This is a genomic window from Pseudomonas sp. P2S-1, assembly GCF_057197725.1.
Genome location: NZ_CM170068.1, coordinates 2228827 through 2253436 on the forward strand (window position 1 = coordinate 2228827; position 24610 = coordinate 2253436).

23 protein-coding genes are annotated in these 24610 nt (G+C 64.5%); 15 read left to right on the forward strand and 8 right to left on the reverse strand.

Annotated elements, in window-relative coordinates; genetic code table 11:
• The first annotated feature begins 1 nt into the window (after window position 1).
• The 6 genes from nuoI to nuoN are packed head-to-tail and all read left to right on the forward strand — an operon-like array spanning window position 2 to window position 6272.
• Window positions 2-550: an NADH-quinone oxidoreductase subunit NuoI gene (gene nuoI / locus AC2CQI_RS09815; RefSeq protein WP_042125483.1), complete on the forward strand. Its 549-nt coding sequence runs from the start codon at window positions 2-4 to the stop codon at window positions 548-550.
• A gap of 9 nt (window positions 551-559) precedes the next feature.
• Window positions 560-1060 (forward strand): NADH-quinone oxidoreductase subunit J, encoded by a 501-nt coding sequence (nuoJ, locus tag AC2CQI_RS09820; RefSeq protein WP_075803228.1) that lies wholly within the window; start codon window positions 560-562, stop codon window positions 1058-1060.
• 4 nt (window positions 1061-1064) lie between these two features.
• Complete coding sequence (nuoK, locus tag AC2CQI_RS09825; protein ID WP_075803229.1) at window positions 1065-1373, forward strand: NADH-quinone oxidoreductase subunit NuoK; 309 nt, start codon at window positions 1065-1067, stop codon at window positions 1371-1373.
• Window positions 1370-3223 (forward strand): NADH-quinone oxidoreductase subunit L, encoded by a 1854-nt coding sequence (gene nuoL, locus AC2CQI_RS09830; RefSeq protein ID WP_075803230.1) that lies wholly within the window; start codon window positions 1370-1372, stop codon window positions 3221-3223. Before nuoK ends, nuoL begins: the two co-directional genes overlap by 4 nt.
• Window positions 3224-3262: 39 nt before the next feature.
• Entirely contained in the window at window positions 3263-4795 is a 1533-nt protein-coding gene (gene nuoM / locus AC2CQI_RS09835; RefSeq protein ID WP_075803231.1) for an NADH-quinone oxidoreductase subunit M, read from the forward strand.
• A gap of 7 nt (window positions 4796-4802) precedes the next feature.
• Entirely contained in the window at window positions 4803-6272 is a 1470-nt protein-coding gene (gene nuoN / locus AC2CQI_RS09840; RefSeq protein WP_075803232.1) for an NADH-quinone oxidoreductase subunit NuoN, read from the forward strand.
• A gap of 78 nt (window positions 6273-6350) precedes the next feature.
• Here nuoN and AC2CQI_RS09845 read toward each other — a convergent pair whose 3' ends face one another.
• The gene (locus tag AC2CQI_RS09845; RefSeq protein ID WP_075803233.1) at window positions 6351-6629 is read right to left on the reverse strand and encodes an Ogr/Delta-like zinc finger protein; all 279 of its coding nucleotides are present in this window, start codon (window positions 6627-6629) and stop codon (window positions 6351-6353) included.
• Between the two features lie 253 nt (window positions 6630-6882).
• Here AC2CQI_RS09845 and AC2CQI_RS09850 point away from each other — a divergent pair, with 253 nt between their 5' ends.
• Window positions 6883-7302 (forward strand): helix-turn-helix domain-containing protein, encoded by a 420-nt coding sequence (locus AC2CQI_RS09850; RefSeq protein WP_484580027.1) that lies wholly within the window; start codon window positions 6883-6885, stop codon window positions 7300-7302.
• On the opposite strand, the gene AC2CQI_RS09855 is transcribed toward AC2CQI_RS09850, so the two are convergent.
• Window positions 7297-7647, reverse strand: a complete 351-nt coding sequence (locus AC2CQI_RS09855) for a putative holin (RefSeq protein ID WP_075803235.1) — start codon at window positions 7645-7647, stop codon at window positions 7297-7299. The genes AC2CQI_RS09850 and AC2CQI_RS09855 overlap by 6 nt on opposite strands.
• Window positions 7640-7921 (reverse strand): helix-turn-helix domain-containing protein, encoded by a 282-nt coding sequence (locus tag AC2CQI_RS09860; RefSeq protein ID WP_075803236.1) that lies wholly within the window; start codon window positions 7919-7921, stop codon window positions 7640-7642. The genes AC2CQI_RS09855 and AC2CQI_RS09860 overlap by 8 nt, the downstream gene beginning before the upstream one ends.
• Window positions 7922-8148: 227 nt before the next feature.
• Between AC2CQI_RS09860 and AC2CQI_RS09865 the strand changes: the two genes are divergently transcribed.
• Window positions 8149-10224, forward strand: a complete 2076-nt coding sequence (locus AC2CQI_RS09865; RefSeq protein WP_484580028.1) for a TonB-dependent receptor family protein — start codon at window positions 8149-8151, stop codon at window positions 10222-10224.
• Between the two features lie 136 nt (window positions 10225-10360).
• Window positions 10361-10723: a DUF5064 family protein gene (locus AC2CQI_RS09870; RefSeq protein WP_484580029.1), complete on the forward strand. Its 363-nt coding sequence runs from the start codon at window positions 10361-10363 to the stop codon at window positions 10721-10723.
• Between the two features lie 12 nt (window positions 10724-10735).
• Here the strand turns inward: AC2CQI_RS09870 and AC2CQI_RS09875 are convergent, their stop codons facing one another.
• Window positions 10736-11800 (reverse strand): AI-2E family transporter, encoded by a 1065-nt coding sequence (locus AC2CQI_RS09875; RefSeq protein ID WP_075803238.1) that lies wholly within the window; start codon window positions 11798-11800, stop codon window positions 10736-10738.
• 244 nt (window positions 11801-12044) lie between these two features.
• On the opposite strand from AC2CQI_RS09875, the gene trhP reads away from it, so the two are divergent.
• Window positions 12045-13361 carry a prephenate-dependent tRNA uridine(34) hydroxylase TrhP gene (gene trhP / locus AC2CQI_RS09880; RefSeq protein ID WP_484580030.1) on the forward strand — a complete coding sequence of 439 codons (1317 nt, stop codon included), beginning with the start codon at window positions 12045-12047 and terminating at the stop codon, window positions 13359-13361.
• Here the strand turns inward: trhP and pvdQ are convergent.
• On the reverse strand, window positions 13351-15660 hold the full coding sequence (pvdQ, locus tag AC2CQI_RS09885) for a bifunctional acylase PvdQ (RefSeq protein ID WP_484580031.1): 2310 nt from the start codon (window positions 15658-15660) through the stop codon (window positions 13351-13353). The two genes, trhP and pvdQ, sit on opposite strands and share 11 nt — an antisense overlap.
• Before the next feature lie 264 nt (window positions 15661-15924).
• Here pvdQ and AC2CQI_RS09890 point away from each other — a divergent pair, with 264 nt between their 5' ends.
• A complete protein-coding gene (locus AC2CQI_RS09890) occupies window positions 15925-16266 on the forward strand; it encodes a fe2+ zn2+ uptake regulation protein (protein WP_484580032.1) in 342 nt (113 codons plus the stop codon).
• 41 nt (window positions 16267-16307) lie between these two features.
• Here the strand turns inward: AC2CQI_RS09890 and AC2CQI_RS09895 are convergent, their stop codons facing one another.
• Window positions 16308-16496, reverse strand: a complete 189-nt coding sequence (locus tag AC2CQI_RS09895) for a hypothetical protein (RefSeq protein WP_075803241.1) — start codon at window positions 16494-16496, stop codon at window positions 16308-16310.
• A 163-nt stretch (window positions 16497-16659) separates the two neighbouring features.
• Between AC2CQI_RS09895 and AC2CQI_RS09900 the strand changes: the two genes are divergently transcribed.
• The 4 genes from AC2CQI_RS09900 to AC2CQI_RS09915 all read left to right on the forward strand — a co-directional run bounded on the left by AC2CQI_RS09900 (window position 16660) and on the right by AC2CQI_RS09915 (window position 19160).
• Window positions 16660-17118: a hypothetical protein gene (locus AC2CQI_RS09900; protein ID WP_075803242.1), complete on the forward strand. Its 459-nt coding sequence runs from the start codon at window positions 16660-16662 to the stop codon at window positions 17116-17118.
• A gap of 299 nt (window positions 17119-17417) precedes the next feature.
• Window positions 17418-17798 (forward strand): Mor transcription activator family protein, encoded by a 381-nt coding sequence (locus AC2CQI_RS09905; protein ID WP_075803243.1) that lies wholly within the window; start codon window positions 17418-17420, stop codon window positions 17796-17798.
• Window positions 17799-17874: 76 nt separating this feature from the next.
• Entirely contained in the window at window positions 17875-18525 is a 651-nt protein-coding gene (locus AC2CQI_RS09910; RefSeq protein WP_075803244.1) for a DUF2589 domain-containing protein, read from the forward strand.
• Window positions 18526-18587: 62 nt separating this feature from the next.
• Window positions 18588-19160: a DUF2589 domain-containing protein gene (locus AC2CQI_RS09915; RefSeq protein WP_075803245.1), complete on the forward strand. Its 573-nt coding sequence runs from the start codon at window positions 18588-18590 to the stop codon at window positions 19158-19160.
• Between the two features lies 1 nt (window position 19161).
• Here the strand turns inward: AC2CQI_RS09915 and AC2CQI_RS09920 are convergent, their stop codons facing one another.
• Both AC2CQI_RS09920 and AC2CQI_RS09925 read right to left on the reverse strand, forming a co-directional pair.
• Window positions 19162-22842, reverse strand: coding sequence for a translocation/assembly module TamB domain-containing protein (locus tag AC2CQI_RS09920; protein ID WP_484580033.1), 3681 nt, complete (start codon window positions 22840-22842; stop codon window positions 19162-19164).
• Entirely contained in the window at window positions 22839-24581 is a 1743-nt protein-coding gene (locus AC2CQI_RS09925; protein ID WP_484580034.1) for an autotransporter assembly complex protein TamA, read from the reverse strand. Before AC2CQI_RS09925 ends, AC2CQI_RS09920 begins: the two co-directional genes overlap by 4 nt.
• Between the last annotated feature and the right edge of the window lie 29 nt (window positions 24582-24610).

Below are 24610 nucleotides of genomic sequence, written 5' to 3' on the forward strand. Positions count from 1 at the left end.
CATGTTCAAATATATTGGCGACATCGTTAAGGGCACCGGCACCCAGCTGCGCAGCCTGGTGATGGTGTTCTCCCACGGGTTCCGCAAGCGCGACACCCTGCAATACCCGGAAGAGCCGGTCTACCTGCCGCCACGCTACCGTGGCCGCATCGTCCTGACCCGCGACCCCGATGGCGAAGAGCGCTGCGTAGCGTGCAACCTGTGCGCCGTGGCCTGCCCGGTGGGTTGCATCTCGCTGCAGAAAGCCGAGACGGATGACGGACGCTGGTATCCGGAGTTCTTCCGTATCAACTTCTCGCGCTGCATTTTCTGCGGCCTCTGCGAGGAAGCCTGCCCGACCACCGCGATCCAGCTCACCCCGGATTTCGAAATGGCCGAGTTCAAACGTCAGGACCTGGTGTACGAGAAAGAAGATCTGCTGATCTCCGGCCCCGGCAAGAATCCCGACTACAACTTCTACCGTGTTGCAGGTATGGCCGTTGCCGGCAAGCCGAAAGGCGCCGCGCAGAACGAAGCCGAGCCGATCAACGTGAAGAGCTTGCTCCCTTAAGGAAGAAAGATGGAATTCGCTTTCTATTTCGCATCCGGTGTCGCCGTGGTGTCCACCCTGCGGGTGATCACCAACACCAACCCGGTGCATGCCCTGCTCTACCTGATCATTTCCCTGATCTCCGTGGCGATGACCTTCTTCGCCCTCGGTGCGCCGTTCGCCGGCGCCCTGGAAGTGATCGCCTACGCCGGTGCCATCATGGTGCTGTTCGTCTTCGTGGTGATGATGCTCAACCTGGGGCCGGCCTCGGTCGCCCAGGAGCGCGGCTGGCTGACCCCGGGCATCTGGCTCGGCCCGGTCGTGCTGGCCGGCCTGCTGCTGGCCGAACTGCTCTACGTGCTGTTCAGCACCGAGAGCGGCGGCGCCATCGGTCATACCACGGTCGACGCCAAGGCGGTCGGCATCAGCCTGTTTGGTCCTTACCTGCTGGTAGTGGAACTGGCCTCCATGCTGCTGCTCGCCGCAGCGGTCACGGCCTTCCACCTCGGCCGCAACGAGGCGAAGGAGTAATCACATGTCTGCTATCCCTCTCGAACATGGCCTGGCGGTCGCCGGCCTGCTGTTCAGCCTCGGTCTGGTCGGCCTGATGGTCCGCCGCAACATTCTCTTCGTGCTCATGAGTCTGGAAATCATGATGAACGCCTCGGCACTGGCGTTCATCGTCGCGGGCGCCCGCTGGGGCCAGCCGGATGGACAGGTGATGTTCATCCTGGTGATCAGCCTGGCAGCCGCCGAGGCCAGTATCGGCCTGGCGATCCTGCTGCAGCTGTATCGCCGCTTCCACACTCTCGATATCGATGCAGCCAGTGAGATGCGCGGATGAACCTTCTCTTCCTGACTTTCGTATTCCCCCTGATCGGCTTCCTGCTGCTGTCGTTCTCCCGTGGTCGCTTCTCGGAGAACCTCTCGGCGCTGATCGGTGTCGGCTCGATCGGCCTGTCGGCGATCGTCGCCGCCTGGGTGATCTTCCAGTTCAACGTCGCGCCACCGGAAAACGGCGTGTACTCGCAACTGCTGTGGACGTGGATGTCGGTCGACGGCTTCGCCCCGACCTTCACCCTGCACCTGGACGGCCTGTCGGTGACCATGCTCGGCGTGGTGGTCGGCGTCGGCTTCCTGATCCACCTGTTCGCCTCCTGGTACATGCGTGGTGAAGCGGGCTACTCGCGCTTCTTCTCCTACACCAACCTGTTCATTGCCAGCATGCTGTTCCTGATCCTGGGCGACAACCTGCTGTTCATCTACTTCGGTTGGGAAGGCGTGGGCCTGTGCTCGTACCTGTTGATCGGTTTCTACTACAGCAACCGCAACAACGGTAACGCGGCACTGAAAGCCTTCATCGTCACCCGTATCGGCGACGTGTTCATGGCCATCGGCCTGTTCATCCTGTTCCAGCAGCTCGGCACCCTGAACATCCAGGAACTGCTGGTGCTGGCCCCGCAGAAGTTCCAGGCGGGCGACACCTGGATGGTCCTGGCGACCCTGATGCTGCTCGGTGGTGCGGTCGGTAAATCCGCCCAGCTGCCGCTGCAGACCTGGCTGGCCGACGCAATGGCCGGTCCGACCCCGGTTTCGGCACTGATCCACGCCGCGACCATGGTCACCGCCGGTGTCTACCTGATCGCCCGTACCCACGGCCTGTTCACCCTCGCGCCAGAAGTGCTGCACCTGGTCGGCGTGGTCGGCGGTGTCACCCTGGTCCTGGCCGGTTTCGCCGCCCTGGTCCAGACCGACATCAAGCGTATCCTCGCCTACTCGACCATGAGCCAGATCGGCTACATGTTCCTGGCCCTGGGCGTTGGCGCCTGGGACGCGGCGATCTTCCACCTGATGACCCACGCCTTCTTCAAGGCCCTGCTGTTCCTTGCATCGGGTGCGGTGATCGTTGCCTGCCACCACGAGCAGAACATCTTCAAGATGGGCGGCCTGTGGAAGAAACTGCCACTGGCCTACGCCAGCTTCGTGGTCGGTGGTGCGGCCCTGGCGGCCCTGCCGCTGATCACCGTGGGCTTCTACTCCAAGGACGAGATCCTCTGGGAAGCCTTCGCCAGCGGCAACACCGGCCTGCTGTACGCCGGCCTGGTCGGTGCCTTCATGACCTCGCTGTACACCTTCCGCCTGATCTTCATTGCCTTCCACGGCGAAGCCAAGACCGAAGCCCATGCCGGCCACGGTATCTCCCACTGGCTGCCGCTGGGCGTGCTGATCGTCCTGTCGACCTTCGTTGGCGCCTGGATCCACCCACCGCTGGCCGGCGTGCTGCCGGAAAGCGCGGGCCATGCCGGCGGCGAAGCCAAGCACAGCCTGGAAATCGCCTCGGGCGCCATCGCCATCGCCGGTATCCTGCTGTCGGCCTTGCTGTTCCTCGGCAAGCGCCGCTTCGTGACTGCCGTCGCCAACAGCGGCATCGGTCGCCTGCTCTCGGCCTGGTGGTTCGCCGCCTGGGGCTTCGACTGGATCTACGACAAGCTGTTCGTCAAACCTTACCTGCTGATCAGCCATATCCTGCGCAAGGACCCGGTGGACCGCACCATCGGCCTGATCCCGCGCATGGCCCGTGGCGGCCACGCCGCCATGAGCAAGACCGAAACCGGTCAGCTGCGCTGGTACACCGCTTCCATCGCCGTCGGTGCCGTGCTGGTACTCGGCGCCGTACTGATGGCTGCGGTCTGATATGAACCTTGCGACTTTGCGAAAGGAATTGAGCCCGTCATGATTTTGCCTTGGCTGATCCTGATCCCCTTCATCGGCGGCCTGCTGTGCTGGCTGGGTGAGCGCTTCGGCGCCACCCTGCCGCGCTACATTGCGCTGCTGACCATGTCCCTGCTCCTTGGTATCGGCCTCTGGCTGTGGGCCAACGGGGACTACACCCTCGCCCCTGCCCCGGGTGCCGAGCCGCAGTGGGCCTACGAGTTCAAGGTCCTGTGGATCGAGCGCTTCGGCATCAGCCTGCACCTGGCCCTCGACGGCCTGTCGCTGCTGATGATCCTGCTCACCGGCCTGCTCGGTGTGCTGTCGGTGCTGTGCTCGTGGAAAGAGATCCAGCGCCACGTCGGCTTCTTCCACCTCAACCTGATGTGGATCCTCGGCGGCGTGGTCGGCGTGTTCCTCGCCCTCGACCTGTTCCTGTTCTTCTTCTTCTGGGAAATGATGCTGGTGCCGATGTATTTCCTCATCGCGCTCTGGGGTCACAGCTCCTCCGACGGCAAGAAGACCCGGATCTACGCAGCAACCAAGTTCTTCATCTTCACCCAGGCCAGCGGCCTGATCATGCTGGTGGCGATCCTTGGCCTGGTGCTGGTCAACTTCAACAATACCGGCGTGATCACCTTCGACTACAGCCAGCTGTTGAAAGCCAACCTGCCGGCCGGTACCGAGTACCTGCTGATGCTGGGCTTCTTCATCGCCTTCGCGGTGAAGCTGCCGGTGGTGCCGTTCCACTCCTGGCTGCCTGACGCTCACGCCCAGGCACCGACCGCCGGTTCCGTCGACCTCGCCGGTATCCTGTTGAAGACCGCGGCCTACGGCCTGCTGCGTTTCGCCCTGCCGCTGTTCCCCAACGCTTCGGCGGAGTTCGCGCCGATCGCCATGACCCTGGGTCTGATCGGGATCTTCTACGGTGCCTTCCTGGCCTTCGCGCAGACCGATATCAAGCGTCTGATCGCCTTCTCCAGCGTGTCGCACATGGGCTTCGTGCTGATCGGCATCTACTCCGGCAGCCAGCAGGCCCTGCAAGGTGCGGTGATCCAGATGCTGGCTCACGGCCTGTCGGCTGCGGCGCTGTTCATCCTCAGTGGCCAGCTGTACGAGCGCCTGCACACCCGTGACATGCGCCAGATGGGCGGCCTGTGGCACCGCATCGCCTACCTGCCGGCGATCAGCCTGTTCTTCGCCGCAGCATCCCTGGGCCTGCCGGGTACCGGCAACTTCGTCGGCGAATTCCTGATCCTGCTCGGCAGCTTCGTCAGTGCCCCATGGGTCACCGTCATCGCCACCTCTGGCCTGGTGTTCGGTTCGGTCTACTCGCTGATCATGATCCACCGCGCCTACTTCGGCCCGTCGAAGTCCGACGAGGTCCTGGCCGGCATGGACAACCGCGAACTGATCATGGTGCTGGGCCTTGCGGTCCTGCTGATCGTGCTGGGCGTCTACCCGCAGCCGTTCCTCGACACCTCTGCCGCCACCATGAGTGGTGTGCAGCAGTGGCTCGGCACCGCCTTCACTCAACTCGCTTCGGCCCGGTAAGAGCGCTATGGACCTGACGATTCAACACTTTATCGCGCTTGCGCCGCTGCTGATCACCACCATCACCGTTGTCGTGGTGATGCTGGCGATCGCCTGGCGCCGCAACCACTCGCAAACCTTCCTGCTGTCGACCGTGGGCCTGAACCTGGCCCTGCTGTCGATCCTGCCGGTCCTGAAAGTCATACCCCTGGCGGTCACCCCGCTGCTGACCATCGACAAGTTCGCCTGCCTGTACATGGCGCTGATCCTGGTCGCCACCCTGGCCTGCGTGACCCTGGCGCATGCCTACCTGGGTGATGGCGGCTCGGGCTACCCGGGCAACCGCGAAGAGCTGTACCTGCTGATCCTGATGGCCGCCCTCGGCGGTCTGGTGCTGGTCTGCGCGCAACACCTGGCCGGCCTGTTCATCGGTCTGGAGCTGCTCTCGGTACCGGTCTACGGCCTGGTGGCGTATGCGTTCTTCAACAAGCGCTCGCTGGAAGCCGGCATCAAGTACATGGTGCTGTCGGCCGCCGGCTCCGCCTTCCTGCTGTTCGGCATGGCCCTGCTCTACGCCGACGCCGGCAGCCTGGCGTTCGACGCCATCGGCAAGGCCCTGGCCGCCACCAGCATGCCTAGCCTGATGGCCCAGCTGGGCCTGGGCATGATGCTGGTCGGCCTGGCCTTCAAGCTGTCGCTGGTACCGTTCCACCTGTGGACCCCGGACGTGTACGAAGGTGCTCCGGCACCGGTCGCCGCCTTCCTGGCCACCGCCAGCAAGGTCGCGGTATTCGCCGTGGTGGTCCGCCTGTACATGCTCTCCCCTGCCGCCAGCAGCGGCGTGCTGACCACCGTGCTGTCGGTGATCGCCGTCGCCTCGATCCTGGTCGGCAACCTGCTGGCCCTGACCCAGAGCAACCTCAAGCGCCTGCTGGGTTACTCGTCGATCGCCCACTTCGGTTACCTGCTGATCGCCCTGGTGGCGAGCAAGGGTCTGGCCCTGGAAGCCATCGGCGTGTACCTGGTCACCTACGTGATCACCAGCCTTGGCGCCTTCGGCGTGATCACCCTGATGTCCTCGCCGTACAACGGCCGTGACGCGGACGCCCTGTACGAGTACCGCGGCCTGTTCTGGCGCCGTCCGTACCTGACCGCCGTACTGACCGTGATGATGCTGTCGCTGGCCGGTATCCCGCTGACCGCCGGCTTCATCGGCAAGTTCTACATCATCGCTACCGGCGTCGAGTCGCAGCTGTGGTGGCTGACCGGTGCCCTGGTCATCGGTAGCGCCATCGGCGTCTTCTACTACTTGCGCGTGATGGTCACCCTGTACCTGATCGAGCCGAACCTGCGTCGTCACGATGCACCGTTCAACTGGGAGCAACGTACCGGCGGCGTCATGCTGCTGGCCATTGCCATCCTGGCCTTCGTCCTCGGCGTCTACCCGCAGCCGCTGCTGGACCTGGTGCAACACGCCGGCCTGCAACTGGTCAGCTGATCCACCTGGCAAGAACAGACACCCCGCTTCGGCGGGGTGTTTTTTTTCCAGCGCCCTTGGCCCTGGACTTCATCACGCTCAGGACGTGCCACGCTCCTGCCCGGAAAGGTCATCCCGCGCCGGGCGCAACGCGGCACGTCGCAGATCACTGTCGGCACGCGGCAAGTAAACCTCCGGATTGGGCATGCCGCTGGGCGAGAGTTCGTGGGTCATTTCGAACTCGGCACGCACCGACCAGCCACAGGCCTCCGTGGTGCATTGCAGGTAAGCCACGCGCAGGAAGATATGCCGCCCTTCGCTGGTACGTATGCGCATCCGGCTCTGGCAGTGCGGGCATACGAGCTTGTAAGTACTCACTGCAGACTCCTTGCCCGCGACGGCATCCGAACACGGAAGCAGCGCACAGTGCGACCATTACGATAATTCATTCCTATTCCAATCTCCTGTAAGCTCAAAACGCCCAAGCAGAAGAAATTTCCTATGCTACGAGCGGAAATTTCTGACATTTAATTTCCCCAAACGAGTAGTGCTCAATGTTGCAAAGAGAGAGAATGCGTTTTGCGTATTTTTTTGCCGAACATTATATCAGCACCCCACAGGATTACTCGTTATGAGTATTAATGGCTTCGCTGCGGTGCTGGCACGGATGAAGCTCGTTACCCAATCGGTCACCGACTCCGGGCTTTCCGCTGCACTAGGGGTCAGCCCGCAGACGGTCAGCAGCTGGAAGGGGCGTGACAGCATCCCCTATGCGATATGCGTAGAACTCGCCAACCGCCATGGCATTTCCCTCGACTGGCTGTTGGTCGGCGAAGGCCCACGTTTTCGCGTGCACAGCCACCAGGCCATGATCCCCAGCGCCGATCCGGACTGGGAAACCCAGGTGATCACCGAATTGCGCCTGCTCAGCCCCCAGGACCAACGCGCCATTGCCCTGGCCATCCAGGAAAAGCAGCGCCTGCGCGAGCTGGAACAGCAGTTCGAAGCCATCAGCAGCCGTTTGTCACAGCTCGACCAGCAGGACTCATGAGCCCCGCAGACGCTGGATGATGTCGCGCAGGTCGGCGCCGTCCAGCCAGATCATCACTTTGATCACGATCGGGATCACCACCACGGCACCGATGAACGCCGCCTCCCCGCCTGAAAGAAACGGGCCGATCGAGCGCATCAGCGGCGTAAACAGATAGCCCACCCCCGCCGACAGCAGCAGTGACCCCATGCGCTGCCAGGCCTTCAAAAAGCCCCGCGTACTCGCGACCAGCCAGGCGCCGAGCACCGCGCCGAAGACCATATCGCCCTCCACCGCCGGCAAGGATGCGGCGAGCCCCAGCCCTACGAACAGGCTGGACAGGCTCGAGCTCGTAGGATCACTCATGAGCAACGCACCTCCCTGGCAATTCGGCTTGATGACGGAGAATGCCGTAGCGCAAGGCCTTGATCACGGCGGCCACCCGGGAATGCACGGACAGCTTGCGCAGTACATTGCTGACATGGAAGTTCACCGTGGACTCCTTGCAGTCGAGAATCTGCGAAATTTCCCAGGATGTTTTCCCGCACGAGCACCAGTACAGCACCTCTTCTTCACGGCGGGTCAGGTTGGGCGGTGCCACGCCGGTAGGGGGCGGGCTAACAGCGGAAGCGGATGACATGCGCAATCTCCTGCACGAGGCCCGGGGCTCGCCCGGGTCGGTTAACGATGGGCGAACGATACGGAGCGGCCTTGCTGTAGGACCAGTCGCACAACTTGTAGCCGGCAAAGCTACAAGTCAGTGGAATCAAGTCGCTCAACCGCGGCAGAAGAAAGTGGTGATTTAACAGCCCTTTCGTTCGTCTGACTTCACATTGCCTGCCAGACCAAATCCGTTGGAGCTGTACGATGCCGTCACCGCTGTCCTTGCATTCTTCTCTGTGCCTGCTGGGCCTGACCCTGGCCGGCAGTGCCGCCGCGCAGACGCCCGAGAGCGTCGAACTGGGCCAGGTGGTGATCCAGGGCGAAGAGCGCAATGAACTGCAGGAGGCCAATGAGCGCCTGCGCCAGGTACCCGGTGCCACCAACCTGGTGGACATGAACCGGGTCGGGCAAGGTCGGGTCGCCAGCAACCAGGACGTCCTCGCCTACCAGCCCGGGGTGTTCGCCCAGTCCGCCGGCAACGACGGCATTCGCCTGTCGATTCGCGGTTCCGGGATCAACCGCGCACCCGGGGCCCACGGCTCGGGGACCTACGTGATGTTCGACGGCCTGCCCCTGACCGGCCCCGGCGGCACGCCCTACGAGCTGTTCGAGCCGCTGTGGCTGAGCCGCGCCGAAGTCCTGCGCGGGGCCAACGGTTTCGATCGCGGCGCTCTGGCCCTCGGTGGCGCCATCGACTATGTGACCCACACCGGTTACGACGCCGCGCCCCTGCAACTGCGCTACGAAGCGGGCAGCCGTGGCTACCAGAAGCGTCATATCAGTTCCGGCCAGGTACTCGGCGACCTCGACTACTATGTCGCCCTCACCGATACCGAGTATGACGGTTACCAGGAGCACAGCAGCGGCAGCGGCAAGGGTGTCGCGGCCAATGTCGGCTACCGCTTCAATCCAAACCTGGAGACACGCTTCTACCTGCGCTACCGGGAAACCGAAAACGACCTGGCCGGGCGCCTGACCAAGGAACAGATCAAGCACCATCCACGGGACGCCAACCCGGCCTACCTGAGCCGCAACGACAGCCGTCCACAGCCCGGCGCCACCTGGCTGGCGAACAAGACCACCTTCTACCTCGACGACGATTCGCAACTGGTGGCGGGCCTGGTCTATCACGACTTTCCGATGGACCTGCGCGAAGGTCCGATGCGTCTGAAGGTGGCCTACACCGATGTCAGCGGTACCCTTGATTATCAGAGACGGCATACGCTGTTCGGTCATGAGAGCAAGACCACGATCGGCTGGCGGACGACCAAGCACCTGCCCAATAGTGGTGCCTCGCAGTATTCGCGGGTAAACGATATCGTCGGCGCCAAGACCCGGGACTTTTCCTACCAGGGTTCGGACACCGTCCTGCACGTCGGCAATGAACTGGAGCTGATTCCCGATCTCTGGCTGACCAGCGGCCTGGCGGCGATCTATACCCGGCGGGAAAGCGATGTGACCTACAGCAACGTTACCGCGGGTCCAGGCGGCAAGGTCAGCATGCATGACTGGGACTACGCCCCGCGTCTCGGCCTGCGCTACGACCTGAATCCGAGCCTGCAGTTGTACGGCAACCTCAGCCGCTCGGTGGAGCCGCCGCACCCGTGGTCGCTGGTCTGGAGCGCGCCAACCCAGTACCAGCCCATCGAGCTGAAAAACCAGACCGCCACCACGCTCGAGCTGGGTGCCCGGGGTGACGCGGAGCTGGGACGCTGGGATTTGGCCTGGTACTACTCCGCCGTGCGCAACGAACTGCTGATGGTGGAAATCCAGGCGCCGCTGCGCAGCGAAAGCAACGCCAGCCCGACCATCCACCAAGGCATCGAAGCCAGCCTCGACAGCACCCTCTGGCAGCGCGGCGATATCGGTCGCCTGTCGCTGCGCCAGGCCTACACCTTCAACGACTTCCACTACCGCGACGACAAGGTCTTCGGCGACAACCGCCTGCCGGGCATCCCTATGCATTACTACCAGGGCGAACTGCGCTTCGACCTGCCCAGCGGTTTCTACGCCGGGCTCAACACCACCCTGGCGTCCAGGGTCCAGGTCGATTACGCCAACAGCCGTGACGCCGATGCCTACGCCATCCTCGGCGCCACCTTCGGCTACAACGCGCCGAAGCAGGACTGGCAGACCTGGATCGACCTGCGCAACCTGACCAACAAGCGCTACGCCGCCATCGTCGTCCCGGGCTACAACGACAACGGCGCGGATGTGGCCCGCTCGGTGCCGGGCGAAGGCTTCGGCGTGTACGCAGGCGTCTCGTACAGCTTGCGCTAGGCCTCCAGGCAAACTCTTTGGGGAAGGTCAGGCGAACCACGGGATTGTCCACCATACTGGCTGGGTCGCGCTGACCGGCCAGGCCCGGTGGCGGTGGCGTTAACGGGGCACCGCCCCCTTCCCAGGAGAAACGACGATGGCCACATTCGAGCCGGGGCAGCTGCATATCGAGCGTCATGCGCTGACCCCTAAGGACGTCAGCTACAACCTGAAGATCAGCTACGAGGTCACCCAGGACCCGAAACAGGGCAAGGGCATGCAGTTCCGCATGCATGGCAGCATCCAGGACCAGAACATGGATGAATCCTTCTGGTTACCCAAGGAAGAAGCCTACAACTTTGCCCGCAACGTGACGCAGATTGCCGAAAAGTACGGGATACCCAAGGAACTCAGCAGCATCGGTTCGCAGCACAAGCACTACGACCTGATGTTCGAGGACATTCGCCAGAAGCTCAACATGCAGTCCGGCGACGCCGTGGATATCAAGCACTTCGAATGACGGGGCCGGCCCTCAAGGCGGCAACTGCACCTGGGGCCGGGTGCTGGTGAAAATCCCCCAGCTGGACACGAACAACGCGGCGATCAACGGCCCGATGACGAAGCCGTTGAGCCCGAACACCGCCAGCCCGCCGAGGGTCGAGACCAGGATCAGGTAGTCCGGCAGGCGCGTGTCCTTGCCCACCAGCAGCGGGCGCAGCAGGTTGTCCACCAGGCCGATCACGCAGACGCCGAACACCGTCAGCACCACGCCCTGCCAGAGCGCCCCGCTGAACAGGAAGTACACCGCCACCGGTCCCCAGACGATCCCCGCTCCCACGGCCGGCAGCAGCGAGAGAAACGCCATCAGCACGCCCCACAGCAGCGGGCTCGGCACATCCAGCACCCAGAAGATCAGTCCACCGAGGGCGCCCTGGGCGATAGCCACCAGCAGGTTGCCTTTCACCGTGGCCCGCACCACCCGGTTGAACTTCAGTTGCAGGCGGCGCTTCTGCTGCTCGGCCAGCGGTATTGCCTGGCGGATGCGTCGGACCAGCTCGGGGCCGTCACGCAGGAAGAAGAACAGCAGGTAAAGCATCACGCCCAGGCCAACCAGGAGCTCGAAGGTGCTCTGGCCAAAACTGTAGGCCTGGCTGGCGAAAAACTGGCTGCCCTCCACGGCGCCCTTGGTGACCTTGTCGCGCAGGCCTTCCAGGTCGCCGATACCGAGGCGTTCCAGGCCATGCTGGACGATCGGCGGCAGGACATCCTTGAAGCGCTCGATGTAGCCGGCGATATCCAGATCGCCGCTTTCGATGCGCTTGTAGATCATCCCGCCTTCCTGGACCAGCAGGCCACTGACCACGATCACCGGCAGGACCACGATCACCAGGCAGGTCAGCAGGGTCACCCCGGCGGCCAGGCCGCGGCGCTGGTTGAAGCGCAGCAGCAGACGGCGCTGCATGGGCGCGAACAGCACGCCGAGGATGACGGCCCAGAACACCGCGCCGTAGTACGGCAGGAGGATCCAGCCAAAGGCCACCGTGACCAGGACCAGCAACCCGATGAGGGTTCGTTTTTGCAATACGGTTTCGCTCATGTCGGCCCTTAGATCAACACCTGTTTATCGGGTGCTGCTGATGGCCTCATCGCTGGCAAGCCAGCTCCCACAGGTCCGGCGGTGCACGCAGTCCCTGTGGGAGCTGGCTTGCCAGCGATGAGGCCGCCAGCAGCACTGAACATTAGTGCTTTGCGCCACACAGAAAGTGCCGTTGCTCCAGATCAATAAATCGCAACCGCCCCTGCCGTAGCATCCCCGCCTTTTGCCCCCAGTGCCCCCGACCATGACCAAACCCGAACTGCTCGCCCCCGCCGGCACCCTGAAAAACATGCGCTACGCCTTCGCCTATGGTGCCGACGCGGTCTACGCCGGCCAGCCGCGCTACAGCCTGCGGGTGCGCAACAACGAGTTCGACCACGCCAACCTCGCCCTCGGCATCAAGGAAGCCCAGGCCCAGGGCAAGCAGTTCTACGTGGTGGTCAACATCGCCCCGCACAACGCCAAGCTGAAGACCTTCCTCAAGGACCTGGAGCCGGTGATCGCCATGGCCCCGGATGCGCTGATCATGTCCGACCCGGGACTGATCATGCTGGTACGCGAGCACTTCCCGCACATGCCGATCCATCTCTCGGTGCAGGCCAATACGGTGAACTGGGCCAGCGTGAAGTTCTGGAAAAGCCTGGGCCTGACCCGGGTGATCCTGTCCCGCGAGCTGTCCCTGGAAGAGATCGACGAGATCCGCCAGCAGGTGCCGGAAATGGAACTGGAGGTCTTCGTCCATGGCGCGCTGTGCATGGCCTATTCCGGGCGTTGCCTGCTGTCCGGCTACCTCAACCGCCGCGATGCCAACCAGGGCAGTTGCACCAATGCCTGCCGCTGGAAATACACCGCCAGCGAAGCCACCGAAAACGAGACCGGCGATATCGTCCGCCAGTTCGAGCCGGAACCGACCCTGGGCCTGGGAGCGCCGACCGAACAGGTGTTCCTCCTTCAGGAAAGCAACCGCCCGGACGAAGACATGCCGGCCTTCGAGGACGAACACGGCACCTACATCATGAACGCCAAGGACCTGCGCGCCGTGCAGCACGTCGAGCGCCTGACCCGCATGGGCGTGCATTCGCTGAAGATCGAGGGGCGGACCAAATCGCACTTCTACTGCGCCCGGACCACCCAGGTGTACCGCCAGGCCATCGACGACGCGGTGGCCGGCCGCGAATTCGACCGCTCGCTGATGCTCGACCTGGAATCCCTGGCCCAGCGCGGCTACACCGAGGGCTTCCTGCGCCGGCATGTGCATGACGAGTACCAGAACTACCAGCGCGGCAACTCGGTGTCGGACCGCCAGCAGTTCGTTGGCGAGCTGACCGGCGAACGGGTCGACGGGCTGGCGCAAGTCCAGGTGAAGAACCGCTTTGCCCTGGGCGATCATCTGGAACTGATGACCCCGGGCGGCAACTTCCACTTCGACCTCGCCGAACTGCGCGACCGCCAGGGCAACCCTTTGCAGGTCGCGCCGGGCGACGGCCATGTGGTCTACCTGCCGGTACCCGAGCAGGCAGACCTGGCCTACGGCCTGCTGATGCGCGACGTCACCGGCTGACCGCCGCCTCGACCGGCAACGGCTCGCTGATCACCTGGGAGCGGTACTGCGGATCGGCCTTGATCTGCGCCTCGGTGAACGGCGTCGGCTGCCAGTGCTTGGCCGAGAAGGCGCGGGTCTGGTCGCTGCCATGGGGTGACGCCGCCTCGCTGGACTGGGAGAACACCAGCAGGCCTTCGGCTTTCGGCCCCTTGTCGTCGAAGGTCACCAGTTGCAGGTAGCTGGTGCCGCTGACGACGCGGCGCTTGCCCGGCGCTGCGTCGACGCTCTGGATCGCGTTGTAGACGCCGAGCGTGGCCGGGCCGCCATGGATCGGCGTACCGTCGGCGGCCTGCTGGATCTGCCCCCATTGCGTCGCAGGATCGGCTCCGGCCACCCGGGCCGCCGACGCCAGCGCCGCCTCGCGCAGCATCTGCGCCACCGCGGCCCGCTCCCAGGCCAGGCCACGGGGCGTGTGCTGCGGGTCGGCCGGGTTGAAGGCGACCCGCCAGAACCCGCCCTTCTCCTGCAGGACCTGCATGATGATCTGGAAATGCACCAGGCCCAGGCCGCTGTCGAGGTTGGCCCGGCCATCCCATTTACTCAGCGCGGCGCACACGCCTTTCAGACTCGGGTCATCACCCACACCCTCGCACCACTTGAGCAGGTCCGGCAGCAGCACCTCGGCCAGGTAGACCTGGTCGTCCATCACCATGTTCTTCAAATCGTCCGCCCCCAGCTTGCCCGGTCGCTCCAGGCGGCTCAGGGCGAAACGCGCGCGGGGGCCAAGGGGGATGCCGTCGCGGCTGATCAGCGGCGAGAAACCGGTCAGCGGCTGCACCGGGTTGACCAGCCAGGCCGTGTCGTTGGCGTGCTGGACAAAATCCCCGCGACTCAGGTGCGGCTGCATCTCTGCCGGGAAAATCCCCGGCTGCGCAGCGCGGGCATCGACCTTCCAGTCGCAGGCGCTGCGCGAGCCATCGAGCACGATCATTTCCAGGCCGGCCTTGGGATCGCTGCAACGTCCCAGCAGGTCGGCATCGACATAGGGCACCACGGACTGGTTCAGGTACAGCGCCTGGCCGTCGGCGTCAGTGGCCAGGGTGTTGACCCAGGGAATGCCCTGCAACTGCTGCACCGAGGCCTGCAGCTCAGACAGGCTGCCAGCCTGGTTGAGCGCATGCCATTGCTGCAATACCCGGGTGTTGCCGAGGTTGGCGTCCTGCACGCTGAAGGCGACGCTCGAGGTCCAGTCCAGGCGCCCCGGCCACTGCACCACCGGGCCAAAGCGCGTGCTGAACAGCTCGCGGCCAACCTCCCGCAGTTGCCCATCCTCGCCCTTGACCGTGACCTTCAACTGCTGGCGGTCCATCGGTACCGACTGGCCGTCGATCAGATACCGGGTCGGGTCCTTGGGGTCCAGTTGCAAACGATGCAGGGTGAAATGCTTCGAGGCATCCACGGTGTGGGTCCAGGCCAGGTGGCGATTGAAACCGATATTCACCAGCGGCAGGCCTGGCAGCGCCGCGCCCATCACATCGAGCTGGCCAGGGATGGTCAGGTGCATCTGGTAGAAGCGCATGCCGCCGTTCCAGGGGAAATGCGGGTTGGCCAGGAGCATGCCGCGCCCTGTCGCCGAACGCTCGCTGCCCAGGGCGACGGCGTTGCTGCCGCGCTCCAGGGCGAAACGCTGCTGGTTTTCCAGGGCAATGCGGAAGTCGTTCGGATCCAGTTGCGCGAGCGCATTCGGCGGCGTTGCCCCCGCCAGCGCCTCGGCGAACTGGCCAACGCCACCTTCAACCAGCAGGCGTCGGGTCAGCTTGAGCAGGTCGAAGGCCGTGATCGGCCGCAGCCATTCGGCCTGCTGGCACTCGGCGGGCAGGCCTTGTTGCCGACGTTCGGCCAGGGCGCGGTTGAAGCCTTGGGCATAGCCTTCCAGCAATGCCTGGATCGGTGCCGGCTGCGCCTGCCAGAAGGCGGACACCGCCTGCGGGGTGTTCAACCAGGTGAAGAACAGGTCGCTGGCGAGGTTCTTGCGCTGTTCCAGGGTGCGCTGCTCCGGACCGAACCAGCGTGAACGCTGGCCATTGACCGTGACCACCTCATTGGCCAGCAGGCACAGGTTGTCCTGGCCGTAGGCATAACCGATGCCGTAGCCGAGGCCGCGGTCATCACGGGCGAGGATATGCGGGACACCGAAGGTGGTACGGCGGATTTCTGCAGACACCTGCGCGGGATTGTCCCGGGCCTGGGCGCAAAGACCGAGGCCGGCAAGCAGCACGGCCAGGCAAAGCCTGGAGGGGGAAGCAATGGCGATCACGGGAACTCCTGCCGGATCAGGGATATCGAGGACATCCTGATAGAACGAAGCTCAGATGAAAAATTTACGGTAAAGGGGTGGCTGCTTCGTTACAGGTAGGAAGACGGATTTTTTTTCCGCAAAAGTTGCAGATTTGTCGTTCTCATTCGTCTTATAGGTTGGGAGCGTCATTTGAACGCAGGACAGACAGGCTCTGAAAAGGGAGTTTTTTGTATGTACAACCAGCAACCGCAACCGGCCCAGCCGCTTCGCTACAGACGCAAGATGAATACCACACTGCAGGTCAAGAACGAGGCTCCGGAAACCGAGGAGCGCGCCGGCAACGAACAGATCCGCGAACTGCTGCGGGTCTTTGGCCTGCGCACCAGCCTGATCCGCCTCAAGGTGATCGACGCCTTGCACATGGCCGATCGCGAGGGGCGCGCGATCGGCGTGCGCGGCATCCACGGCCAGCTGGAAAAGCTCGATATCCCGCTGTCGTTCCTCAGCGTACGCGAAGTGCTCAAGCGCCTGTGCGTGGAAGGCGTGATCAGCATGGGCAGCGACAAATGCTACAGCCTCAACCCGCAGGCCCGCGCCGTTCTGGAACAGGCCCCGTCACGTTGAGCGACCGGCCGGCGATCCGCCGGCCGCCCTGTTCCCTCAGGTCAGGGCTTGACCTTGCGGCGCATGATGCCGTTGATGACCACGAAGATCACCGCCAGGCCCATGGCGATGTACTGGAACATCTGCTCGGTGATCACGCCCTCCTTCTGCAGCCACGACAGGCCGAACATGGCGGCCAGCAAGACCAGGGTCATCAGGATCGAGTATTTCAGGCGTTGCCCTTGAGTCATTGGAAAATCCTTGCACAGCGATGGTAAAGGCCGGTAACTGGCCGGGCGCCATGATACATCGCAGCATTGCGCCAGAGGATCTTTTCCCGGTTTTTTCGTCCGGCGGCAGCTGAAACCATACACGGCTCCGGGCCCACGCCCTTGTCCAGCGAGCCTCAATGCCATGTCCCCGCGCATCCTCCTCGGCAGCCTCGTGCTGTCCACCAGCCTCGGCGCCCAGGCGCTGGAAACCGAAAACCGTCCGCAAGCCGAGTTGATCGCCCTGGCCACGACCCTGGCGCAACACGCCGGCAGCAGCCAGTGGCAGTTGCTCTGGCAACGCAGCCGCGAAGCCGGGCACCTGACGCCGGGCAAGGCGGCCCACTTCACCCTCCCGGCGCAACGCATCGACGAACTGACCCGCGCCACCCTGGCCAGCCCGCACTCGGCCACGGCGGAAAAACGTACCCGCGTGCAATACCGCCGCGATTTCCAGCCGCTGGTACTGGGCAACCTTGACGGCAGCCCGCTCAGCGCCCTGTGCCTGACGGTCGACTGGCGCACCCTGCCCGAGCGCACCGGCGGCGACGCGGGGCCGTGGATGGGCCAGGTGAGCCTGCTGCTCAGCCAGCCTTGCCCTTGAGTCAACCTTGAGCAACCACACGCTCCTCACCTGGGGGGGCGTGCGGAAAAACAAGGCCCCCGCGCGCATCAGAGCGTTTCTGCCTACTTTCGGCGACCACAATACTTACAGCGCTTTGACTTCCTGGCTACCGCTCCTGACCTGCTTGCTACCTAGCGACCACTTGTACGGCTGGTCGAGAATCGATCCCACGCCACCTGGCCAGCCCAGTGCCCGCTACCCATCCTGCACAACGCTCAAGCCTCGCCTGGCCCAGACAGAGACCCTTTTGCTCACGCCGGAAATACAAGGACGTCATCATGCAATCATGTGACCTGAAGCGAATCGACATCGAGCAACTCCCCCAATCCCTGCAGATGCTCATCGAGTGCATCGGCATCGAACACGCGTACCGCCTGACCCATATCTACGGCGGGCGCCCCAAGTACATCCCCAAGCATCGCGAACGCACTTCACTGGCCGAGATCCTCCCGGCCGAGGCCCTGGAAGCCCTGATCAAGCGCTATGCCGGCATGGCCCTGGAAATCCCCAAGTGCGACCACTTCAACCGCCAGTTGCGCAACCAGCAGATCCAGGAGGAAAGCTCCAACGGCCTGTCGCGCAGCGTGCTGGCCAACAAGTACGGCCTGAGCCTGCGGCAGATCGGCAACATCCGTCGCCAGGAAGCGCACTCACGCTGAACCCCGACTGCCGGGCGCCCTCCAGCGTCCGGCAACCCCCGCGCACTTTCGCGCAATCAAGAGAAGGAATTCTTGAATGTCCATCGACAGCAGCCTCATTGGCTCGGTAATCAACGCACTACCCCTGGACCGGATGATCTCCGGCCCCCTGCAGGCCATGATCCAGGCCCAGGTCACCGCCAGCAAAAGCTATGCGGACTTCCTCCTGGGCGTCTGTATCAAGGACGGCAAGGCGGTCTCCATCCAGTTCGACTATGACGAGGCCATCACCGACGAACAGGGTGTCTACAAGGGCACCATGTCGCGCAAGATGCAGATCCCGCTGCTGGCGGCGGTCGCTCACCCGAATATCGTCATCGAGGAGGGCACCATCGACTTCGAGCTGACCATCAGCCAGAGCGCCGAAGACACCAAGGAAACCAGCGGCTCCGTCGAGTTCGGTGCATCCCTGGGCTGGGGGCCGTTCAAGGTCGACATCCGCGGCCAGGCCAGCCACAAGTCGGCGCAAACCCGCAAGACCGACACCCGCGCCCGCTATGCCATCAGCACCCGCATTCGCCGCCAGGATCCACCGGAGGCACTGATGCGGGTGATCGATTTCCTCACCGAGGCGGCGACCAAGCCGATCACCTTGCCCAATAGTGAAACGACCAACCCGGACGCCCCGCCAACCGATAATGCCGTCCCCGATCCAAAGACCCAGTTGATGCCACCCAGCGCCAACTGAGCCATCGCGCAACACAAACACCGCCCCGCCTCGCGCGGGGCAACCTTTGATCCGCATAAGGAATGCCGCCCGTGGACCACACGCCGCCCAAGGAACCCATCGCCACCAGCGACCTCTGCGACATCACCCGCGGCCTGCAGGAAGCCGCTTCCGCCACCACCGGGCTGATCGCCCAGCAGTACATCAAGCTGTTCGACCAGTTCTTCGATTACGACAGCCAGCAGCTCGGTGCGCCGATGAAGGCGAAGATGGTCGAGGTGGCGATGGATGACCGGCATACCCTGAAGATCCCGCTGATCGCCCTGGTCGCGCCGCGGGGCCTGGCGCTGGAGCGGATGCAGGTGGACCTGTCGGTGAAGATCCAGAACACCCGCCCGGCCCCCGGCCAGTGCAGCGACTCGGCGCACCAGCGCTTTTTCGTCAAGGTCGGCCAGCAGAACCGCCGCCAGGGTGAGAACCGCGACCCGGACGAGGTGCAGATCCGCATGCAGTTCCAGGCCTGCGAGCCACCCGAGGCGCTGAACCGGCTGATCGAGGAATACACCAACCTGATCTCGCCTGCCCGTCACCCCGCCCCGCCTGACGATACCCCGCCTTCCGGCAACGAATTCATCGACGCCGCCACCGTGCGCTGATTCAGAAATCCCGCTTGTAGAACAGATCCAGGGAGCTGGCCACGCCGCTGGCCGCTTCCAGGTACAAGCGTTTGCTCAGCAGATAACGCAGGGCAATGGTGTTGGCCGGCTCGAACACGCCCACGCCATAGCGCAGGCTGAGTTTTTCAGTGAGGTTGCCGCTGGCGACCACGGCGGTACTCTGCCCGCTGCCTTCGGTATCCAGCTGGAAGTCCTCGATGCCCAGGCTCGACGCCAGGCTCCCGGTGATCCCCGCACTCCCCGCCAGCCCCAGGCCCAGCGCCGCCTGCGCCAGCATGTTGTTGTCTTCCCCGGTCGTGCTCAGCGGACGCCCCAGCACCAGGTACGACAGCGCCTGCTCCTGACTCATCGCCGGCTCCGAGAACACCGTGGTGGTGGGCTGCTCGGCGCTGCCGGTAAGGCGGATGCCGGCGATGATATCGTCGGTCTTGCGGATCGCTTCGATATCCAGGTACGGCTGGTCGATGGGCCCGGCGAACAGCAGGCGGGCGCGGCGGATGGTCAGGCGCTGGCCGTAGGCGCGGTAGCGGCCGTCGGCCAGGCTCAGTTCGCCGCGGGTATCGAGGTTGTCGCCGATATGTACATGCCCCAACAGGTTGGCAGTCAGGCCGAAGCCGCTGAAGGCCAGCTTGTCCTGGCCGACCTGCACGTCGATGTCCATCGCCACCTGCATCGGCGCCTTGCCCTCCTCGGTCTGCTGGCCGACGATCACCGTGTCCTCGGAGACCTTGACCGTCGACGGCGGCAGCTCGCGCACGGTGATCGTGCCCTTGGGTACCAGCACCTTGCCGCTGACCGCCAGGCGCTCGCCTTGCAGGCTGATCTTCAGGTCCGGCGCCACTTCCAGGGCCGCATAGGGTTCGACGCTGACCGGCAGGCGCTGGCCTTGCAGGGCCAGGTTGACCATCAAGGCCTGGCCCCAGCCAATCTCGCCACTCAGGCGACCCTGGCCCAGCTCGCCGCTTTTCCAGTCACCATTGAGCTGCACCTGCTCACCGGCGATCTGCGCCCGTACAGTCAGGTCGCGCAGGCTGATCGGCAGCTCGGCCCCCGCCACTTCGCCACCCGACAACACCAGGTTGCCATTGACCAGCGGCGCCAGCAGCGTGCCGGAAATCCGTCCGCTGCCATTCAACTGGCCGGCCAGGCGCTCGACCATGGGCACGAAGGGCCGCGCCACCGCGAGGTCCAGGCCGCTCAGGTTGAAGTCGCCGCTGAGCGGCTTGTTGCGCGCCAGCGGATCGATGCGCGCATTCAGGCTCAGCTCGCCGAGGCGACCACCACGGAAGTTCACCTGGGTATCGACCCGGCGCGGGCCGAGGGTGCTGTCCAGGCGCAGGGCCTGGTAAGGGAAGTCGACCCACTGCCCCTTCTCGCGAATGCGCAGGGTGCCGCCGCTGGCATCCACCTGCACCGTGCCTTTCGGGCCGCTGGCCGGCAGGTCGAGATTGATATCGGCATTCAGTTGCCCTTGCCAGGCGAAGTCCTTCGGCAGCCATTGCGCCAGGCTTTCCAGCGGGAACTGCTTGAGGTGATAGCGAATCCGCGGCTCCGGCGCCAGGCGCTGCGGATCACCGCACAGGCTGGCCGGCCCGGAACGCCAGCAATGAGCGCCGAAATCGATCTGCCCGTTGGCCAGACGCTGCAAGGTGGCCGGCGCCTGCAAGCGCCAGTCCTGGCCGCCGGCCTTGATCTCGCCGCTGGCCAGGCGTCCGCGCCAGTCGCCTTTCTTCTGGTCGAGTTGCCCGTCCAGGCCGAGGTCGAGCTTGAGCTGCGGGCCGTCGAGGGCCAGTTGCAACTGTTGCTGGCGGATATCGCCCTGGCCCTTGGCGGTCAGGGTGCCCAACGCGGTTTCGCCGGCGCGGATGCCGCTGGCATTGAGGTTGATCAGGGCTTTCTGGGCGCCATCGAGGCGGGCATCGAGATCGAGGGATTGCAGACGGTTTTCTGCCTGGGCCAATTGGCTGCCTTGCAGTTTCAACTGACCTTGCGGCGCCTTGAGGGTGCCGGAGACATCCAGCCGCCCCTTGACCTGCCCTTGCAGTTGCGGCCAGAGCTGGCCGAGGCGCGGCAGGTTCAGGTCGATCTGACCGGCGAGGCGCTGTTGCAGGCTGCCGCTGCCATTGATCTGGTTATCGCCCAGGCGCACCTGCAAGGCGCCGAGGGTCCATTGCTCGCCCGCGCCTTCGGCCTTCAGTTGCAAGACGGCGGGCTGGCCGCGCAGACGGCCCTTGAGATCGAGGTCGGCGTTCAGCGAGAGCTTTTCGTTCTTCAGTTCGCCCTTGCTGCGCAATGGACCGGCGAGGGTGCCGGGCATCTCCTTGAGCCAGTACGCCGGGTCGAGGTTGGACAGGTCCAGCGCCGCGTCCCAGGCCACACCATCGGCGAAGGCCACGCTGACACTGCCGGCCGCCTTGCCCTGCCCGGCTTCCAGCGCCAGTTGCGGCAGGCTGATGCGGCCCAGGTCGCCCTTGAACGGGCTGCTGAGCTTGAAGGCGCCAGCGGGGCCGTCGAGGTCGCCGCTGAAATCCCCTTCATAGTTGCCATCGCGGTATTGCACCTGGGCCTTGAGCCGGTGCAGCACCACCTGCGGCGCCTCGTCCAGTGGATAAAGGCGCAGCCACGGGAAATCCTGCCAGTCGAGGGTTGCGGTTGCGGTCAGGGCATTTTCCCAGTTGGCGGTGGCGGTCAGGGCCAGGCGCTGCTCGGGGGTGGCGGTGAGGTCCAGCCCCGCCACTTCGGCGCCCTTGGCATCGACCCGGCCACGCAGGGCCAGGTTGATCGGGCCGTCTTGCGCGGCAAGATTGCCGGCGCCGACCAACTGATAGCCCGCCTTGAGGTCACCATGGGCAGTCAGTTCGAGCTGCTGGAACAGCAAGGTGTCCGGCAGGCTGGCGGCAGGCTTGAAGTCCTTGGCGCTGAGATGAACCTGCGCCGGCAGGTTTTCCACCAGCGGCTGGAGCTGGCCATCCAGGCGCCCTTGCAGGTAGCCGCTGCTGTCGGCCTGCAGGTCGAGGCTCTTCTGCAGGTCGCCCTTGACCTGCAGCGCCAGTTGCCAGGGCTGGCCATCCACCGGCGGCAACTGCAACTGGCCTTCGGCCTGCAACGGCCAGTCGCCGCTGGGTTGCAGCAGGCCTTGCAGGGTCAGGTGCAGGTCTTCGCGCTTGAGGTCCAGGCTGTCGATCTTCAGGCCTGCGCGGGTCCAGTGGGCGGCGAGGGTCAGGCCGCTCAACTGCTCGGCGCCGTCCAGGCGCAATACGCCGACCTGGACCTCGCCCAGCTCGATGGCCAGGGGCAGATCGAGGTCGGGGAGTTTCAGCGGGCCGCTGTCCGGATCGGTTTCGGTGGGTGCGAAGGCCAGTTCGATCTGCGCGGCGTGCAGCTTGTCGATACACAGCGTGCGGCGCAGCAGGCAGCCCGGAGTCCATTCAAACAGCGGCGCGGTCAGTTCGACGCGGTCCTCGCCGGACTGCCAGACCAGCTTTTCCGCCTGCCACAAACCAGCCAGACGCCCCTGGAAACCGTCCACCTGCAAGCCGGGCACCAGGCCCAGGGCCCAGCGGCTGCCCGCTTGCGTACCCAGCACCAGGCCCAAGGCCAGCGCCACTAGAACCAACACTGCGAACAGGCTGATCGCACTCCATTTCGCTACCCGTTTCACAGCTCTGGTCCCATCGAAAAGTGCAGTCGAATCCCGCCGTCGTCATCCAGCGCCTTGGCCAGGTCCAGACGCAGCGGCCCCACCGGGGAGATCCAGCGCACGCCGAAGCCGACGCCGGTCTTGAGGCTGGGAAGTTCGAGATTGTTGAAGGAGTTGCCCTGGTCGACGAAGGTCGCCACCCGCCATTTATCGGCGATCTGGTACTGGTATTCGGCACTGGCCGCGACCATGTAGCGCCCGCCGATGCGGTCGCCATCGCTGTTGGTCGGCGACAGGGTCTGGTAGTCGTAGCCGCGTACGCTCTGGTCACCACCGGCGAAGAAGCGCAGCGACGGCGGAATCGACTTGTAGCCGTTGGTGGCACTGCCGCCGAACTGGGCGCGACCGAGGAAGCGGTGCTTGTCGGCAATCGTCGTCAGGCCCTTGACCAGCACCGTGCCGTTGAACAGGTTGGTGTCGGACATCAGCCCTTCCTTGGCCACCCGCGCATCGAACTGCAGGCGGTAGCCGTTGTGCGGGTCGATCCGGTTGTCGCTGCGCAGGTAGCTGTAGCTCACGCCCGGCATCAGCAGGGTGCTGAGGCCGGAATCGTCACCGAGGCGATACTCCTCACGCTGCCATTTCAGCGACAGCACCCGCTGCCAGCCACTGGGCAGCTTGCTATGCCACTCGGGGCCGACGGTGAGCAATTTACTCAGGGTGTCGGTGCCGGCGATCTCTTCATATTGATAGCCGCCGGCGTAGCGCAGCTTGTCGGTCAGTGGCGGATCGAGGGGCACGTCGTACCACAGGCCGATGTTCTGCCGGGGTGCGGAGATTTCGCTTTCGATCCCGTAGCTGTGGCCCTGCGGGTTGACCCAATGGCGGGTCCAGTTGGCCTTGATCCGCGGCCCGACGTCGGTCGAATACCCCAGGCCCAGGCCCATGGTCCGCGGCTTGCGCGCCTGCACGTTGACGTCCACCGGGATGCTCTGGCCTTGCGCCGCCGTGGGCGCGGCATCGACCCGCACGCCCTCGAAGTAGCCGCTGGATTGCAGGGCGTTGTTCAGTTCGGCGATCAGCTCGGAGTCGTAGGGCGTGCCTTCCTTGAACGGCACCATGCGTTGCAGCAGGTCTTCGTCGAAGGGTGAGTCACCGTCGAATTGCACCTTGCCCAGGGTGTAGCGCGGACCGCTGTCGTAGACCAGGTCGATATCGGCGACTCCGGCGGCCGGGTCCACCGACAGGCGATTTTGAGTGAAGTGGCCCTTGAAGAAACCGTAGCGCGAGGCCTGGTTCTGGATCAGGCGCTTGGCGTCCTCATAGCTGCCGTGGTTAAGCACCGCGCCGCTGCGCAGCGCCTTGCTGTCGGGAATGCGGAAGGCCTTGAGCTGGCTGGCCGGTCCGTCGATGCGCACCTTGACGTTGCGCAGGTGAATGGGCTCGCCGGGCTCGATGGTCAGGCGCAGGCGCGGGCCCTTGTCCTCGTCGCGGGGCGGCAGCACTTCGCTGCCGATCTGGGCCTGGTAGTAACCCAAGGCCTGGGCGGCTTTGCGCGCCTGCTCCTCCGCGCCACGGCTGAAGCGCAGCAGCGCCTCTTCGTCGCGCTCGCCGAGGCTACCGATATAGCCCTCGACATTGGCCTTGAGATCGTTATTGGCGGGTTTGACGCGAACGACCAGTTCGCTCTGTACGGCCATGGCAACACTGCTGGCCAGGCACAGGATCAAACCCAGGGAAAAGCGTCCTGAATACGTCATGGGCAGGGATGCTACCAGAGCAGGATGGC